Genomic DNA, 14,689 nt, shown 5'->3' on the forward strand with positions numbered 1-14,689 from the left:
CGCAGGACGTTTATGGCAAAGGCACAGTAGATATGGCCGCACTCTCTCTCACCGGGCTGCATAAGGCCTTCGCGGCGCAGCCGGTTATCCATGACGTAACGCTTAAGATCCAGCAGGGCGAATTTGTCGCCGTGCTGGGTCCGTCCGGCTGCGGCAAGACAACCTTGCTACGCCTGATCGCCGGATTCGAAACCCTGGATCGCGGCGAGATTCGGGTGGACGACACCGTGTTTGCTGCTTCGGATTTTCACCTGCCTCCGGAACGTCGCGATCTTGGCGTGGTGTTTCAAAACTACGCGCTGTGGCCGCACATGACGGTGGCCGAAAACGTGGGCTACAGCCTGAAAGTCACCGGCGTAAACCGAACTGAACGGGCGGATCGCATCCGGCAGGCCTTGACGCTGGTCGATCTGCTGGCGTTTGCCGATCGGCACCCGGCCGATCTCTCCGGGGGCCAGCGTCAGCGCGTGGCGCTGGCGCGTTGTCTGGTGGCCAGGCCACGGCTGGTGCTGCTTGATGAACCCCTGGCTAACCTTGACGTACATCTGCGCGCGGCGATGGAAGACGAATTTCGCCGTTTTCATCGTCACAGCGGCGCGACGCTGATTTACATCACCCACGATCAGCGTGAGGCCATGGCACTGGCCGATCGTATTGTGGTGATGGAGGGTGGTCAGGTGATGCAGTTTGCCTCGCCACAAACCTTGTGGCGCGAACCGGCCAACGAGATGGTCGCCACCTTTATCGATGAAGGACGTGTGCTACCGGTACAGGATATTGAACCCCTGGGGCAGGGCGTGGCATCGGTCATGCTCTGCGGTACGCGACTACGGCTGCGTTGTGCCGCGCAGCAGACAGCCTTACCTTATGGCAAAGCCAGTTTCCATCGCGCCAGTTTCCGCCTGGCCCAGGGCGAAACCGGGCATTTTGCCGCGCAGATCACACGTCTGGTCTACCGTGGCGGTCATTACGACGTCCATCTGTCCCCCTCGGCAGCGCCTGATGTGTCTTTCACCCTGGCCCTCGACGACGTTTCTGCGCTTACGGTTGACGATACCGTCGGCATTATCGTGACTGACGGCTGGATTCTCCCCGCATAAAGGACTTCAGACAGTATGAAAAAGGCTATTTTCACTTCGGTGACCTCGCTGCTGTTTACCGTATTGCTGGCAGGCTCAGCGCTGGCGCAGGCGGCAGACCAGCCCACCGGTAAACTGGTGGTGTACACCTCACAGGCACCGGAAATTGCACAGCAAACGATGGATGCGTTCAAAGCGGCCTATCCCGATATTCAGGTAGAGTGGACGCGCAACGGCACCACGCAGTTAATGAACGTGCTGCATACGGAAATGATGAGCGGCAGAGTCAAGCCTGATGTGCTGCTGGTTGCGGATGCCATTAATCTCGGCGCGCTGAAGAAAGAGCAGCAGCTCTATGCCTATCAGGACGCACCCGTTGGACACCTGAAGCCGTCCTTCTACGATCGTGACAAGACCTTTTTTGGCACCAAGATCATTGCCACGGTCATTGCCTACAACACGCAACGGGCCAAACCGGTCAACAGCTGGAACGCATTGCTCAACGCCGATAACAAAGGGCAAATCGCGATGCCGAGTCCGCTCTATTCCGGGGCGGCCTTGTACAAACTGCATACCGACATCGCCACGCCTGGCATCGGCTGGAACTTCTATAAACAGCTGGCGGCGCTGGGCATTGCGCCGCAGGGAGGCAACGGGCCAGCACTGAAAGCCGTGGCGAGCGGGATGGATAAATATGGCGTGATCACCGATGCCGATATTATCCGGGCGAAAAAGCAAGGATCGCCGATCGATCTGGTGTATCCCAAAGAGGGCGTGTCTTACGTCACCGAACCGGTTGCCATTATGAAATCCGTCCACAACCTGCCCGCTGCGAAAGCCTTTGTGAATTTTTTACTGTCAGAGCAGGGCCAGAAACTGGTGGCCGATCAGGGCAACCGGCCGGTTGACGATCGCGTAGCCGCGCCGGAAGGCTTTGTTCCGGTTGCGCAGATCAAACTGCTGACGCCGGACGTGGAAAAGGCGGTTGCGGATGATGCGCAGGTGCGGGCGCAGTTTACCGCACTGTTCGGAGGCTGAGCATGAGCGTGCTGAGTCACGACAGTCAGCCTCGCTGCTGGCATCTTACACGCGGGCGTTTTCGCGCCGAGCCGTGGGTGCTGGGCGTGCTGGTGTTGATGATTGGGCTGCTGTCGGTGGCGCCTTTTGCCCGGCTTATCTGGACGGCGGTAGCGCCGCAGGGCGTCCCCGATCTGACGCGGCTAACGCAGTTGCTGGTCAGTCGGCGGGTCCTCAGTGCAACGCTCAATACCTTGAGTATCGGGCTTTGTGCCACACTGTTGTCGCTGCTGCTGGGCACGCTCGCTGCCTGGCTGGTCGCGCTCAGCGATATGCGCGCCAAAGCAGCCTGGGTTTTTGCGTTTATTCTGCCCTTGATGATTCCGCCCCAGGTGACCGCGCTGGCCTGGCTGCAGGCGCTGGCACCGGGTAGCCTGCTGGCCTCACTGTTTCAGTTACTGGGTTTACCCTGGTTCGCGCCGGGCGATCAGCCGCTCTTTTCATGGGGCGGCATCGTACTGCTGCTGGGCCTGCACAGCGCGCCGCTGGTGTTTCTGACGGTACGGGCCGGTCTGCGGCGTTTACCCGCCGAACTGGTGGAAGCGGCGCGTATCAGTGGCGCGTCACATGGGCAGATTCTTCGCACCATCATTTTGCCGCTGGCGCGTCCGGCCCTGTTTGCCGGCGCCGCGCTGGCCTTTGTCTCGGCCGTCGGCAATTTTGGTATTCAGGCCATGCTGGGCATTCCGGCTCGCCTGCCCACGCTTATCACCCTGGTCTATCAACAGCTTAACGCGACAGGTCCGGGTGCGTTGCCGGACACGGCTGTCTATTCGTTGCTGATGGCGCTGATTAGCCTGTCGGGCATGTTGCTGAGCGGCTGGCTGGGCGGACGGCGCGATGTCCGCGTCAGTGGATCCCCGCAGGCGTGGCGACAACCGCTACAGGGCGCACGTTTGCCGACAGAAATTCTGGCCTGGCTGTGGATGGTCGCAACGCTTATCCTGCCCGTCAGTGCGTTGCTGACCAGCGCGTTGACGCGGGGTTTTGGACAGGCTCTGACGTGGCAAACCCTGACGCTGGAAAACTTTTTTCAGGCGCTGTGGGGCTATCCCGCCATCCGCCATGCTTTTGCAACCAGCCTGTGGCTGACCGGGCTGGCGACGCTGATCCTGACCGCCATGGCGCTGTTTCTGGCTTTTTTTCTGAGCTGGCAGCGTACCCGGCTGGTTCGCGGCCTGTGGTTCGCCAGCGAGCTGACCTATGCGCTGCCCGGTATTGTCACCGGCGTGGCGGCAATCCTGTTTTTTCTGCCGCCGCTTCCGCTGCTGGACGTGTCGATTTATGGCACGGTCTGGATCATTCTGGCCGCCTATCTGTCCAACTTTCTGGCGCTGGTGTTGCGGCCTGTGCTGGCTGGCTTCGCGCAAATCGAACCTGCGCTTGATGAAGCCGCCCGTCTGTGTGGCGCAGGACTGATGCGCCGTATGCGCGATATCTTACTGCCGCTGGCCGCACCCTCCGCACTGGCAGGCGGTCTGTTGGTGTTTCTTACCGCGTTAAACGAAATTCAGGTATCGGTTCTGCTGGTGACATCGGAAACGCAAACCCTCGGTCCCACGATTATCTTTCTTGATGAAGGCGGATCTGCGCCGCTGGCGGCGGCGGTGGGTTGCCTGATGATACTGGTGGTTCTGACGTTAATGCTGCTGGCGACGCGCTTAACGCGCCGTCTGCCACAGGGTACATTGCCATGGCAAGCCTGACCGTTGTAAGCGGGGTGGGCGGCAAATTGCCCGCGGCGTTCCTGCTGGAGATTCAGGGCTATCGTCTGCTGTGGGATCTGGGTGCCGGGCCGGAGCCGGGCGTCAGACCCGATCTGGCCGCCATCGGTCAGGTTGATGCGATCTGCCTGACCCATTCTCATCGCGATCATACCGGGGCGCTGGACAGCTGGCAGCAACTGGGCTCGCCACCGGTTTACGCGACGGACATCACCTGGCAGCAGTTGGGCGACGGTCCGGTGCCTGCGCGCTGCCGACATGCGCTGCCTTTACAGGGCCAGTGCGCCGTAGGGCCACTGAATCTGTTTACCGGCCGGAGCGGACATTCACCAGGATCCGTGTGGCTTCATCTGCCTGTCGCTGGCGGCATCACCTATATGGGTGACTGGAGCCGCGAGTCATTATTGTTACCGTTTGACCGCCCACCACGGGCGCGCTGGCTGATTACCGATGCGTCCTACGGCGACCGTCATCAGCGTCTGCATCAACAGGTCGACGCGCTGGTGCAGGCGGCCCGACACGGGGCGGTGGTCACGGCACCGTTACATGGCAGAGGGCCAGAGATGGCCCTGCGACTGCGCAGCCAGGGATTACCGGTCAGGCTGTGTCCGCAGGTGCGCGAGGAAGTCTCCCAGTTACTGGCGCAAAAAACGTTACCGGCCGCCACGGCGCTGGCGTTACTGCCGCTGCTGCGCGAGCCGACACCGGCACGCTGGCAACCTGACAGCGTAATCGTGGCTGCCGATGCGGTCGCCGACAGCGGTCTGGCGGCCACGCTGAGCCACTGCCCTGAGTTTACCCTGATTTTTAGTAGCCACGTCGCCCGCGGGACACGAGCCTTTGAGATGCTGCAAAACGGGCTGGCGCAGTGGCTGCCCTGGAACATTCATCCGCCGCTGGACGATCAACTGGCCCTGATAAAACACTGCGGAGCCGAGCAGGTGATCCCCGCCTTTGTCGCACCCGAACAGTGTCAGCAGTTGATGGCCCGTGCGGGTAGCACCCTGTGCTGGCAGCGTCACTTCACGCTGTCATCCCGCTGGGAGAGTTTTGTCTGACGCTTTAGCAAACGGCTTCAACTGTAAAGCCCGTACTGCTGGACCGGCGCATGGCCCGGATTATCCCGGATGCGGCGTACCGAATCGCGCACCACCAGTTTGCCGTTCAGCAGCAGGTTACCCGGAGGAAGATCCGGATCTAACCGGAGCGACTGAAGAATTCTCACCGCGGCTTCGCCCAGCTCATCGCGTGGCACCTGTACCGAGGTTAAGGGAATCTCCTGAACGGTCGCCAGGTTAAAACCATCCATGCTCATCACCGACACATCCTCCGGCACCCGCAGGCCCGCCTGCTGTAACGCCTGAACCGCCCCGGCGGCAATATAATCGCCGCTGGCCAGAATGGCCGTGGGCCGCTGCGCCTGAGGGCAATGGCGCAGGTAGTCGCTCAGCCGGTCGCGGGCGTCATTGCTGCTAAAGCTGTTCAGCGTTAGCAGATGCTGACGACTGTCGAAGCGCAGATTCATGGCATGCCAGGCATCACGGACGCCCTGTAGCCGCTGCTCCATCGTGTAGCGCCGCAGGCAGTGCAGCGACAGGATTTGCCGGTGGCCCTGTTCAAACAGATAGCGTGCTGAGAACTCGCCAATCAAATGATGATCGGGGGAGACCGACGGCAGGCGCATCCGGCGGTCGCGGGCATTAATCAGCACGCAGGGCTTGTGCATTTCAGCGGCCAGCTGATGGATATGTTCATCATCAATACCAATCACCAGCGCAGCTTCGGTCTGCTGCATCTTATCGATAAACAGTGCCGCATCGCTGTCGACTTCTTCCAGCGGGCAGTAGCGCACCCGGACATCGTGCGGTTTCACGGCTTCGCTGATCCCTTGGATCACCTTGTAATAGAAAATATCCGTACGGATATCGAAGGCACGCGGCGGCGCAAACACGATCAGGTCATTAAGCAGCAGCCGGCCATGGTGCAGGTTATCCAGCACACCTTGCTGTTGGGCAATACGCAGTACCTTGTCGCGCGTGGCAGGGCGAATGTTGGCTTTGCCGGCCAGAACGCGTGAAACCGTGCTCACCGACACACCGCTCAGGGCGGCAATTTCGCTCACTTTTAAGCTTTGTTTCATTCTGTGATCGCCCTCAAGTCTGCAAATGAAAAATTTTTCATAAAGTGCTGAATCGTGTCCTTTCTGGTGTGAACGGACATTTTTGTTGTGCTGCAAGCTTGCCATGAAAAGAGTTGCAAAAAATTGGCTGTACCCACGTTTTGCGCTTTTTTAAGGTCGGGGCAGAGAGAAGTTTGTTCACGGCAACGTGATAATCACTGGCTACAGGAGCGTCATCATGAGTCTCGACTCAACCTCTGCCCGCAGCGCATCGCGCCCGCTGCGGATCATAAAAAATCTGCGCTGGTGGATGCTGGGCATGTTTCTGCTTGGCGTGACGGTGAACTACATCACCCGAAACTCCCTGGGCATTCTGGCCCCTGAACTGAAAAACACCCTGAATATGAGCACCGAGCAATATTCCTGGGTCGTTGCCGCCTTCCAGCTGGCCTACACGTTGTTTCAGCCCGTGTGCGGTTGGTTAATCGATGTCATCGGTCTGAAGATGGGCTTTCTGATTTGCGCCGTCATCTGGTCGATCACCTGCCTGCTGCACGCCGGGGCGGGAAGCTGGCTGCATCTGGCGCTGCTGCGCTTTGTGATGGGTGCCTCCGAAGCGGCGGCGACGCCGGCCAACGCCAAGGCCATCGGCGAATGGTTTCCGAAAAAGGAACGTCCGGTTGCGGCAGGCTGGGCGGGCGTGGGGTTCTCTATTGGCGCGATGCTGGCACCGCCCATCATCTATGTCGCCCATATCTCCTTTGGCTGGCAGGGCGCGTTCCTGCTGACCGGCGGCCTTGGCCTTATCTGGGTCGCGCTCTGGTGGTGGGGTTATCACTCACCGGAACGCCATCCTCGTTTGTCGGATGAAGAGCGGGATTTTATTACGCAGGACAAGGAAGTCATCGGTGAAAAGTTACCGTTCTTTACCGCGCTGAAAGTCATCGGCAAAGAAAAGAAATTCTATGGCATTGCCATTCCGGCCTTTTTAGCCGAACCCGCCTGGGCCGTGCTGAGCTTCTGGGTGCCGCTCTACCTCGCCAATGAGCGCGGCATGGATCTGAAACAGATCGTGATGTTTGCCTGGCTGCCCTTCCTGGCGGCAGATATTGGCAGCGTGGCCAGTGGTTATCTGACCAAAATCTATGTGCGCTGGTTTGGCTGCACCCGGGTGAACTCGATCGTCGCCAGTTCGATCACCGGTGCGGTGCTGATGATCTCGCTGGCGTTAATGACGCTGGTTAAAGATCCCTATCTGGCCATCGCGCTGATCTCCATTGGTGGCTTCGGTCATCAGGTGATCTCCTGCATGTTGAGTGCGCTGGTGGTAGAGCGTTTTGATCGCCGCCAGATGGCGACAGTCAACGGCATGCGCGGATCCTGCGCCTGGATCGCCAGCTTTATCTTCTCGCTGATTATCGGCGTCACCGCCGACACGATTGGCTTCAATCCCCTGTTTATTGCCATGGGTTTCTTTGACCTGATTGGCGCGGTTTTCCTGGTGATGTTTATCGCCGAACGCCGCCAGAATATTGCTAAAAATTGAGGGTAACCTGATGAAAACGCTTAAGACATGGACGCTCCATCAGCAGGCAGCGCACTTCGTCGAACTGAAAACCGAGCAGCGTCACTTTTTACGTATTTACGTATTGGAAAGCGGGCTGATGCGCGTGTTATTAAAACGCGACGGGGAGCTGGCATTAAACCGGACCTGGAGCATTGCGCCTCAGGATGACGTGCCCTGGCAGGGGCGCGATCGGGAATCGCTGGAAGGCTTTTCGTTGCCCGCATTCACCTTTGAACAGGGGGCGCAGTTTGTTCGCCTGGCCACCGACCGGCTGCGCGTGACGGTGCATTCGCCGTTGTACCTTAGCTGGGAGCATTTCGATGGTACCGAGTGGCAGCCGCTGGCGGCCGATCGTCATACCGGGGCTTATCTGCTGAACATGCATGGCGATGGCGTTGAACATTACCAGCGCCGTCAGCCGCAGGATCGGGTGTATGGCCTGGGCGAAAAGAGCGGGGATCTTAACCGGGTTAATCGCCGCTATGAGATGCGTAATCTGGATGCGATGGGCTATAACGCGGCCAGCACCGATCCGCTCTATAAACATATTCCCTTCACGCTGACCCAGCGCGACGGCGTCAGTTTTGGCCTGTTCTACGATAATCTTTCCAGTAGCTGGCTCGATCTGGGCAATGAGCTGGATAATTACCATCTGCCTTATCGCCGCTATCGTGCAGAGGCGGGCGATCTGGATTACTACATGATGCTGGGGCCGACGCTGCTGGATGTGACCAAGGCGTTTGTGCGCCTGACGGGCCGAACGCTCTTTCAGCCGAAATGGAGCCTGGGCTACAGCGGATCCACCATGCACTACACCGATGCGCCGGATGCGCAACACCAGCTGCTCTCCTTCATCCAGCTGTGCCGTGAGCATGAGATCCCCTGTGATTCGTTTCAGCTGTCATCCGGTTATACCTCGATTAATAACAAGCGCTATGTCTTTAACTGGAACTACGACAAAGTGCCCAATCCCGAGGCGATGACCGCCGCGTTCCATGATGCAGGGATGAAGCTGGCAGCCAATATCAAACCCTGTCTGTTACAGGATCATCCGCGCTATGACGAGGTGGCGGCTCAGGGACTGTTTATCCGTGATTCTGAGCAGGATCAGCCAGAACGCTCCGTGTTCTGGGACGACGAAGGTTCGCATCTGGATTTCACCCATCCCAAAACGGTGGCGTGGTGGCAGGAAAACGTCACGGAGCAGTTGCTGAAAAAAGGCATCGACGCGACCTGGAACGACAACAATGAATATGAAGTCTGGGACGGCGAAGCGCGCTGTCATGGCTTCGGCCAGCCGATTGCCATTAAGCATATTCGTCCGGTCATGCCGTTGCTGATGATGCGCGCCTCGCTGGAAGCCCAACAGCGTTTTGCCCCGGAAAAACGCCCGTACCTGATTTCCCGTTCGGGTTGTGCCGGTATGCAACGCTATGTGCAGACCTGGAGCGGGGATAACCGGACCAACTGGCAGACCCTGCGCTACAACATCCGCATGGGACTGGGGATGAGCCTGTCAGGATTGTTTAACGTGGGGCACGATGTCGGCGGCTTTGCCGGGGATAAACCGGATCCGGAGCTGTTTGTGCGCTGGGTTCAGAATGGTGTTATGCATCCGCGTTTTACCATTCACTCATGGAATGACGATCACACCGTGAATGAGCCGTGGATGTATCCGGAAGCCACGCCAATGATCCGCGAGGCGATTCGCCTGCGTTACCGGCTGATGCCGTATCTGTATACGCTGGCATGGCAGGCCAGCGCGCACGATGAACCGATGCTGCGTCCGACTTTCCTGGACCATGAGAACGATGCACGGACCTATGATGAGTGCGATGACTTTATGCTGGGACGCGACCTGCTGGTCGCCAGCGTTGTGGAGCAGGGCGCGCGTACCCGATCCGTATATCTGCCCGAGAATCCACACGGCTGGTATGACTGGCATAACGGCAACTGGCTGGCGGGCGGACAAACAGTTACGCTGGATGCACCGCTGGATCGCCTGCCGCTGCTGGTGCGCGCAGGTGCCGCGCTTCCGCTTGGCCAGTGTGAAACCACCACCGATGCGCAACGTGACAACGTGCGTGAACTGCAGGTATGGCCTGCGCCGGGCAACGCCACGACCCACGGTGAGCTGTTTGACGATGACGGCGAGTCGCACGGCTGGCGCCAGGGCAATGCACTCTGGCTGAGCTGGACGTTAACCAGTAGCGCGTCGCGGCTGGATCTGACGGTCGAGAAGCGCGGGGATTATCTGCCAGCATGGCGGGAAATGACGGTTATCTTACCGCCGGGTGAGAAACGTACGTTGTGGATCAACGGTGAAATGACGTCATGCTATCGGCTGGCATAAGCCGTAACGTGTCAGACCGGTAGGGTTTGTCACAATAACCACCGGCCCACCTGCGTGGGCCGGTTTGTATTCAGGCTGAGTGCGTTTCAGTGCTCATGCGTCCCAGGTCTTTATCTACCAGGAACAGGCCATTGCCGCCTTCACCGACCATCGCCAGTTTGTCCAGTACGGTTTTAAACAGCTTTTCTTCTTCATGCTGTTCCGCAACGTACCATTGCAGGAAGTTGAAGGTCGAATAGTCCTGGGTGGTCATTGCCGCATGGGCCAGCTCGTTAATCTTACTGGTGATCAGCTTTTCATGATCCAGCGCCTGAATCAGCACTTCGTTCAGTGAATTGTAGGCAACAGGCGGGGCTGCGATGGTACCCAGCACCGGCATCGCACCGGTATCGCTCAGGTAGTTAAACAGGCGCTGCATGTGTTCCATTTCTTCACGTGAGTGCATTTTCAGGAAGGACGCTGCGCCCTCATAGCCTTTATCGCTGCACCACGCACTCATCTGTAAATAGAGATTCGCGGAGAAAAATTCCAGGTTCAGCTGGTCGTTTAAACGCCCAGTCATTTCAGCAGTCAGCATGGCCGCGTCCTTATTTCATTGTAAATAGACAGGTGATAAGTGATGAATTATGCATCAGGCTAATAAGAAATGTGAAGCGTTTTGTTAAAAAAACACCATTTTATCTGATTGATTTAAAAAGAATTATTTCAACTCTTGAATGCGAGCGATTATCATTGTGGTCTGCTTTTCTGCCTGTGTCTGAGCCAGGTTGTGCCGGACGCGCGGGCGTGAAGGCGGTTTATCCAGTCGGCCCGGATCCGTCAGTGGACCGCGTTCTGCGGCGTTCTGCTACTGTCCGGAAACCGCTTTTTCCCGTCCCGGTGATAAGGTAAGGCCATAATCGCGTCAGGAAGCATGAGCAGCATTACACTGGTGTGCCTGGCCGGGGTTTACTATGCGGAGCGGGGCCTGTGTCTTCGCACGAAAGAGGATGGCGTAAAAATGCAATCTTTGGAAAGCAACACTGAATACTATGATGCGTGTTTTACCACCTGCGATCTCAGCGAACGGGTGCTCACGCAGGCGCATTTTGAAGACTGTGAATTTACGCACGTTAACTTTACCTCGGCGCGCTTTTCAGCCTGTAAATTCATTAACTGCGTCTTTACGCACTGTAACCTCAGTCTGGTCGATCCGTCCGGCACCCGCTTCTTTGGCGTTCACTTTAACGACTGCAAGCTGACCGGCATGGACTGGACGAAAGCCTGGTGGCCTGATTTTTACCTGGACCATGAATTGCACTTTTCAACGTGTATCCTGACCAGCGGATCGTTTTTTGGTCTGCGGCTACACGGCGTGAAAATGGAAGGATGCAAACTGATCGAGGTGGATTTCAGAGAGTGCGATTTAACGGGTGCCGCGCTGACCGAGTGTGACATGACGAGCAGCCTGTTTCATCACACCGTGCTGCGCGGGGCCGATCTGACGGAATCCTGGCATTACGCCATCAACATCTTTAACAACACAGTCGAAAAAGCCCGCTTTTCGCGGCTGGAGGCGGTTTGCCTGCTGGAAAGTCTGGGCATTGAGCTGGTGGATTAACCCGCTGGCGAGGCGGCGGGATGAATACCGTAAAGACGGGAGAAAACCCGGTGTCATTTCCCCCGCGTTGACTTCACCAGTAGCCATCTGCTGCACAGTGACCCGCTGTTTGCCGGTGGCGCGACTTTCTCTTCCGTCCGCTGTAGGCCAATAGCGCAAAATATTGTATGCTATGCCGCCTTAAAGTTGACCAGGTAACCGGAATCACGCCAATGTAACTTTGCGCTCATCCCGCGACGACAGAAAGTCGCATCTGGCACCGTTTACTCGCCGGTAAAATTCTGCCGGCCACCGTGATTTATCTGCCGCGCCTGAGAGTGCGTGGCTACGTTGAGAAGAATTCACTCATGTCTAATCCCTTTTTAGAAGAGGTGGCACGCCGCCGCACCTTCGCGATTATCTCGCACCCGGATGCCGGTAAAACCACCATCACCGAAAAAGTTCTGCTGTTCGGACAGGCTATCCAGACCGCCGGTACGGTAAAAGGCCGTGGCTCTAACCAGCACGCAAAATCCGACTGGATGGAGATGGAAAAGCAGCGTGGTATTTCGATTACTACCTCCGTTATGCAGTTTCCCTATCGTGACAGCCTGGTAAACCTGCTGGATACACCGGGGCACGAAGACTTCTCCGAGGATACCTATCGTACGCTGACGGCGGTCGACTGCTGCCTGATGGTGATCGATGCGGCGAAAGGCGTCGAGGATCGTACCCGTAAGCTGATGGAAGTAACCCGTCTGCGCGATACGCCGATCCTGACCTTTATGAACAAACTTGACCGTGATATCCGCGATCCGATGGAGTTGCTGGATGAAGTGGAAAGTGAGCTAAAAATTGCCTGCGCGCCCATCACCTGGCCGATTGGCTGCGGCAAGCTGTTTAAAGGCGTTTACCATCTCTACAAGGACGAAACCTACCTGTATCAGACCGGTAAAGGTCACACGATTCAGGAAGTCCGCATCGTTAAGGGCCTGAACAACCCTGACCTCGATGCGGCTGTCGGGGAAGAGCTGGCCTCGCAACTGCGTGACGAGCTGGAGCTGGTGCAGGGCGCATCACACGAGTTTGAACTGGACGCGTTTCTCAGCGGTCAGCTGTCGCCGGTGTTCTTCGGAACCGCACTGGGTAACTTCGGCGTAGATCATATGCTGGATGGCCTGGTGGCGTGGGCGCCGCGCCCTATGCCGCGCCAGACCGATACCCGCACCGTTGAAGCCAAAGAAGAGAAATTCACGGGCTTTGTGTTTAAAATTCAGGCCAACATGGACCCGAAACACCGTGACCGCGTGGCCTTTATGCGCGTCGTGTCGGGGCGTTATGAAAAAGGCATGAAGCTGCGTCAGGTCCGTACCGGCAAAGATGTAGTGATTTCGGATGCGTTGACCTTTATGGCGGGCGACCGTTCGCATGTGGAAGAAGCCTATCCGGGCGACATTATCGGCCTGCATAACCACGGCACCATTCAGATCGGCGACACCTTTACGCAGGGTGAAAACATGAAGTTTACCGGGATTCCGAACTTCGCCCCCGAACTGTTTCGCCGTATCCGCCTGCGCGATCCGCTTAAGCAGAAACAGCTGCTGAAAGGATTAGTCCAGCTGTCGGAAGAGGGGGCAGTGCAGGTGTTCCGCCCGGTGCATAACAACGACCTGATTGTCGGTGCGGTCGGTGTGCTGCAGTTTGACGTGGTGGTGGCGCGCCTGAAGAGCGAATACAACGTCGAAGCCATCTATGAGGCGATTAACGTGTCGACGGCGCGCTGGGTTGAATGCAAAGACGCCAAAAAATTTGAAGATTTCCAGCGTAAAAACGAGGTCAACCTCGCGCTGGATGGCGGCGATAATCTGACCTATATCGCCCCAACAATGGTGAACCTGAACATCACTCAGGAGCGCTATCCTGACGTCATTTTCCGCAAAACCCGCGAGCACTAATCGCGTTTTCCGGGCCATTCTCCCTGGGAATGGCCCGGTTTCCCACGATACAGAACCCTCCTAAAACACGCTTTTTCCTCGCTTTTGACGCACGATCAACCAGTTACCCGAGCAAAGTGCCAAATCCCGACTATCCTTATTTCATCGGACGGTTAAAGAGACTTATTTCTCCATGCGTCCTGTGCCGCAGTAGCGTTGTTTGCTGCTCTTGCGCCCACAGTCTGGGGCGAATTAACAGATAGAAGGATGATATCGATGCACACAACTAAGCTTACTAAAACATTAATGGCTGCAATGGTAGGTACCGCACTGTTAAGCGGAAACGTCTTTGCAGAAGAGTCCGCGTCTCAGAAAGCGTCACAAACCGCTGACAGCGCGGGCGCGAAAATCGACAGCTCAATGAAGAAAGTCGGTGGCTTTATGGACGACAGCGCGGTGACCGCGAAAGCGAAAGCGGCGCTGGTGGATGACGACTCGATTAAGAGCACCGATATTTCGGTCAAAACCCACAACGGCGTTGTGACGCTGAGCGGTTTCGTGACTTCACAAGACCAGGCGGAAAAAGCCGTGGCCGTGGTGAAGAAAGTGGAAGGCGTGAAATCCGTTAGTGACAAGCTGCACGTAAAAGACGTGAAAAAGCAGTCCATGAAAGGTTATGCCGGTGACGCTGCCACAACCAGCGAAATTAAAGCTAAGCTATTAGCAGATGACAAGGTTCCTTCACGTAACGTGAAAGTTGAAACCACCGACGGTGTGGTACAGCTCTCAGGTGAAGTGGCGAACCAGGCGCAGTCCGATCGTGCCGAGAGCATCGCGAAAGCTATCGAAGGCGTAAAAAGTGTTAAAAACGACCTGAAGGTCAAGTCTTAACATGACTCCGTGCGGCCTCTGTCCGGGCCGCACAAATAAGAATACCCATCCTGGGATGAAACAAGCAGTTCAATATTAAAAATGGTTAAGGAGAGGCTTATGTTTCGTTGGGGCATTATTTTTCTGGTGATTGCACTGATCGCCGCTGCATTAGGTTTTGGTGGCCTGGCCGGTACCGCAGCATGGGCAGCGAAAGTCGTGTTCGTGGTGGGTATTATTCTGTTCCTCATCAGCTTGTTTACTGGCCGTAAAAAGCTATAGCGATGACCCAGACAGGTTAACGCTGGCATAGTCAGCGTTAAACGGAGACCAGTTATTTGTCGCGAAAGGTAGTGTGAAGCAAAGGATGCTTCATATTCGCAACGA

Annotated in this window: 12 protein-coding genes; 10 read left to right on the plus strand and 2 right to left on the minus strand. The window is 57.0% G+C overall.

The window, feature by feature from the left end:
- The first annotated feature begins 32 nt into the window (after window positions 1-32).
- From GC087_RS04180 to GC087_RS04195, 4 genes are read left to right on the plus strand one after another with little or no spacing between them, the layout of a single operon-like run.
- The gene (locus GC087_RS04180) at window positions 33-1,100 is read left to right on the plus strand and encodes an ABC transporter ATP-binding protein (RefSeq protein ID WP_039342223.1); all 1,068 of its coding nucleotides are present in this window, start codon (window positions 33-35) and stop codon (window positions 1,098-1,100) included.
- A 15-nt stretch (window positions 1,101-1,115) separates the two neighbouring features.
- Window positions 1,116-2,117 carry an ABC transporter substrate-binding protein gene (locus GC087_RS04185; protein ID WP_324029751.1) on the plus strand — a complete coding sequence of 334 codons (1,002 nt, stop codon included), beginning with the start codon at window positions 1,116-1,118 and terminating at the stop codon, window positions 2,115-2,117.
- A gap of 2 nt (window positions 2,118-2,119) precedes the next feature.
- A complete protein-coding gene (locus GC087_RS04190; RefSeq protein ID WP_324029752.1) occupies window positions 2,120-3,862 on the plus strand; it encodes an ABC transporter permease in 1,743 nt (580 codons plus the stop codon).
- Complete coding sequence (locus GC087_RS04195) at window positions 3,850-4,938, plus strand: MBL fold metallo-hydrolase (RefSeq protein WP_324029754.1); 1,089 nt, start codon at window positions 3,850-3,852, stop codon at window positions 4,936-4,938. Before GC087_RS04190 ends, GC087_RS04195 begins: the two co-directional genes overlap by 13 nt.
- A 17-nt stretch (window positions 4,939-4,955) precedes the next feature.
- Here GC087_RS04195 and GC087_RS04200 read toward each other — a convergent pair whose 3' ends face one another.
- Entirely contained in the window at window positions 4,956-6,020 is a 1,065-nt protein-coding gene (locus tag GC087_RS04200; RefSeq protein WP_039342364.1) for a LacI family DNA-binding transcriptional regulator, read from the minus strand.
- A 217-nt stretch (window positions 6,021-6,237) separates the two neighbouring features.
- Here GC087_RS04200 and GC087_RS04205 point away from each other — a divergent pair, with 217 nt between their 5' ends.
- Window positions 6,238-7,545, plus strand: a complete 1,308-nt coding sequence (locus GC087_RS04205) for an MFS transporter (protein WP_033739750.1) — start codon at window positions 6,238-6,240, stop codon at window positions 7,543-7,545.
- Between the two features lie 10 nt (window positions 7,546-7,555).
- Window positions 7,556-9,919, plus strand: a complete 2,364-nt coding sequence (locus tag GC087_RS04210; protein WP_058708817.1) for a glycoside hydrolase family 31 protein — start codon at window positions 7,556-7,558, stop codon at window positions 9,917-9,919.
- A 70-nt stretch (window positions 9,920-9,989) separates the two neighbouring features.
- Here GC087_RS04210 and ftnA read toward each other — a convergent pair whose 3' ends face one another.
- Window positions 9,990-10,496 (minus strand): non-heme ferritin, encoded by a 507-nt coding sequence (gene ftnA, locus GC087_RS04215; protein WP_006117595.1) that lies wholly within the window; start codon window positions 10,494-10,496, stop codon window positions 9,990-9,992.
- Window positions 10,497-10,919: 423 nt separating this feature from the next.
- Here ftnA and GC087_RS04220 point away from each other — a divergent pair, with 423 nt between their 5' ends.
- From GC087_RS04220 to GC087_RS04235, 4 genes are all read left to right on the plus strand, one after another.
- The gene (locus tag GC087_RS04220; protein WP_164483222.1) at window positions 10,920-11,519 is read left to right on the plus strand and encodes a pentapeptide repeat-containing protein; all 600 of its coding nucleotides are present in this window, start codon (window positions 10,920-10,922) and stop codon (window positions 11,517-11,519) included.
- A 347-nt stretch (window positions 11,520-11,866) separates the two neighbouring features.
- On the plus strand, window positions 11,867-13,453 hold the full coding sequence (prfC, locus tag GC087_RS04225) for a peptide chain release factor 3 (protein WP_039342235.1): 1,587 nt from the start codon (window positions 11,867-11,869) through the stop codon (window positions 13,451-13,453).
- A gap of 255 nt (window positions 13,454-13,708) precedes the next feature.
- Entirely contained in the window at window positions 13,709-14,323 is a 615-nt protein-coding gene (gene osmY, locus GC087_RS04230) for a molecular chaperone OsmY (protein WP_006117598.1), read from the plus strand.
- A gap of 99 nt (window positions 14,324-14,422) precedes the next feature.
- Window positions 14,423-14,584 (plus strand): DUF1328 domain-containing protein, encoded by a 162-nt coding sequence (locus GC087_RS04235; RefSeq protein WP_003848537.1) that lies wholly within the window; start codon window positions 14,423-14,425, stop codon window positions 14,582-14,584.
- The last annotated feature ends 105 nt before the right edge of the window (window positions 14,585-14,689 follow it).

It is taken from the genome of Pantoea sp. JZ2 (assembly GCF_035191405.1).
Classification (GTDB): Bacteria; Pseudomonadota; Gammaproteobacteria; order Enterobacterales; family Enterobacteriaceae; genus Pantoea; species Pantoea stewartii.

Excerpts from the sequence above, each read along its gene's own strand:
- GC087_RS04210 (WP_058708817.1), top strand. The coding sequence starts at position 7,556 with ATGAAAACGCTTAAGACATGGACGCTCCATCAGCAGGCAGCGCACTTC.
- GC087_RS04235 (WP_003848537.1), top strand. The coding sequence starts at position 14,423 with ATGTTTCGTTGGGGCATTATTTTTCTGGTGATTGCACTGATCGCCGCT.
- GC087_RS04190 (WP_324029752.1), top strand. The coding sequence starts at position 2,120 with ATGAGCGTGCTGAGTCACGACAGTCAGCCTCGCTGCTGGCATCTTACA.
- GC087_RS04200 (WP_039342364.1), bottom strand. The coding sequence starts at position 6,020 with ATGAAACAAAGCTTAAAAGTGAGCGAAATTGCCGCCCTGAGCGGTGTG.
- osmY (WP_006117598.1), top strand. The coding sequence starts at position 13,709 with ATGCACACAACTAAGCTTACTAAAACATTAATGGCTGCAATGGTAGGT.
- ftnA (WP_006117595.1), bottom strand. The coding sequence starts at position 10,496 with ATGCTGACTGCTGAAATGACTGGGCGTTTAAACGACCAGCTGAACCTG.
- GC087_RS04180 (WP_039342223.1), top strand. The coding sequence starts at position 33 with ATGGCCGCACTCTCTCTCACCGGGCTGCATAAGGCCTTCGCGGCGCAG.
- GC087_RS04220 (WP_164483222.1), top strand. The coding sequence starts at position 10,920 with ATGCAATCTTTGGAAAGCAACACTGAATACTATGATGCGTGTTTTACC.
- GC087_RS04205 (WP_033739750.1), top strand. The coding sequence starts at position 6,238 with ATGAGTCTCGACTCAACCTCTGCCCGCAGCGCATCGCGCCCGCTGCGG.
- GC087_RS04185 (WP_324029751.1), top strand. The coding sequence starts at position 1,116 with ATGAAAAAGGCTATTTTCACTTCGGTGACCTCGCTGCTGTTTACCGTA.
- prfC (WP_039342235.1), top strand. The coding sequence starts at position 11,867 with ATGTCTAATCCCTTTTTAGAAGAGGTGGCACGCCGCCGCACCTTCGCG.
- GC087_RS04195 (WP_324029754.1), top strand. The coding sequence starts at position 3,850 with ATGGCAAGCCTGACCGTTGTAAGCGGGGTGGGCGGCAAATTGCCCGCG.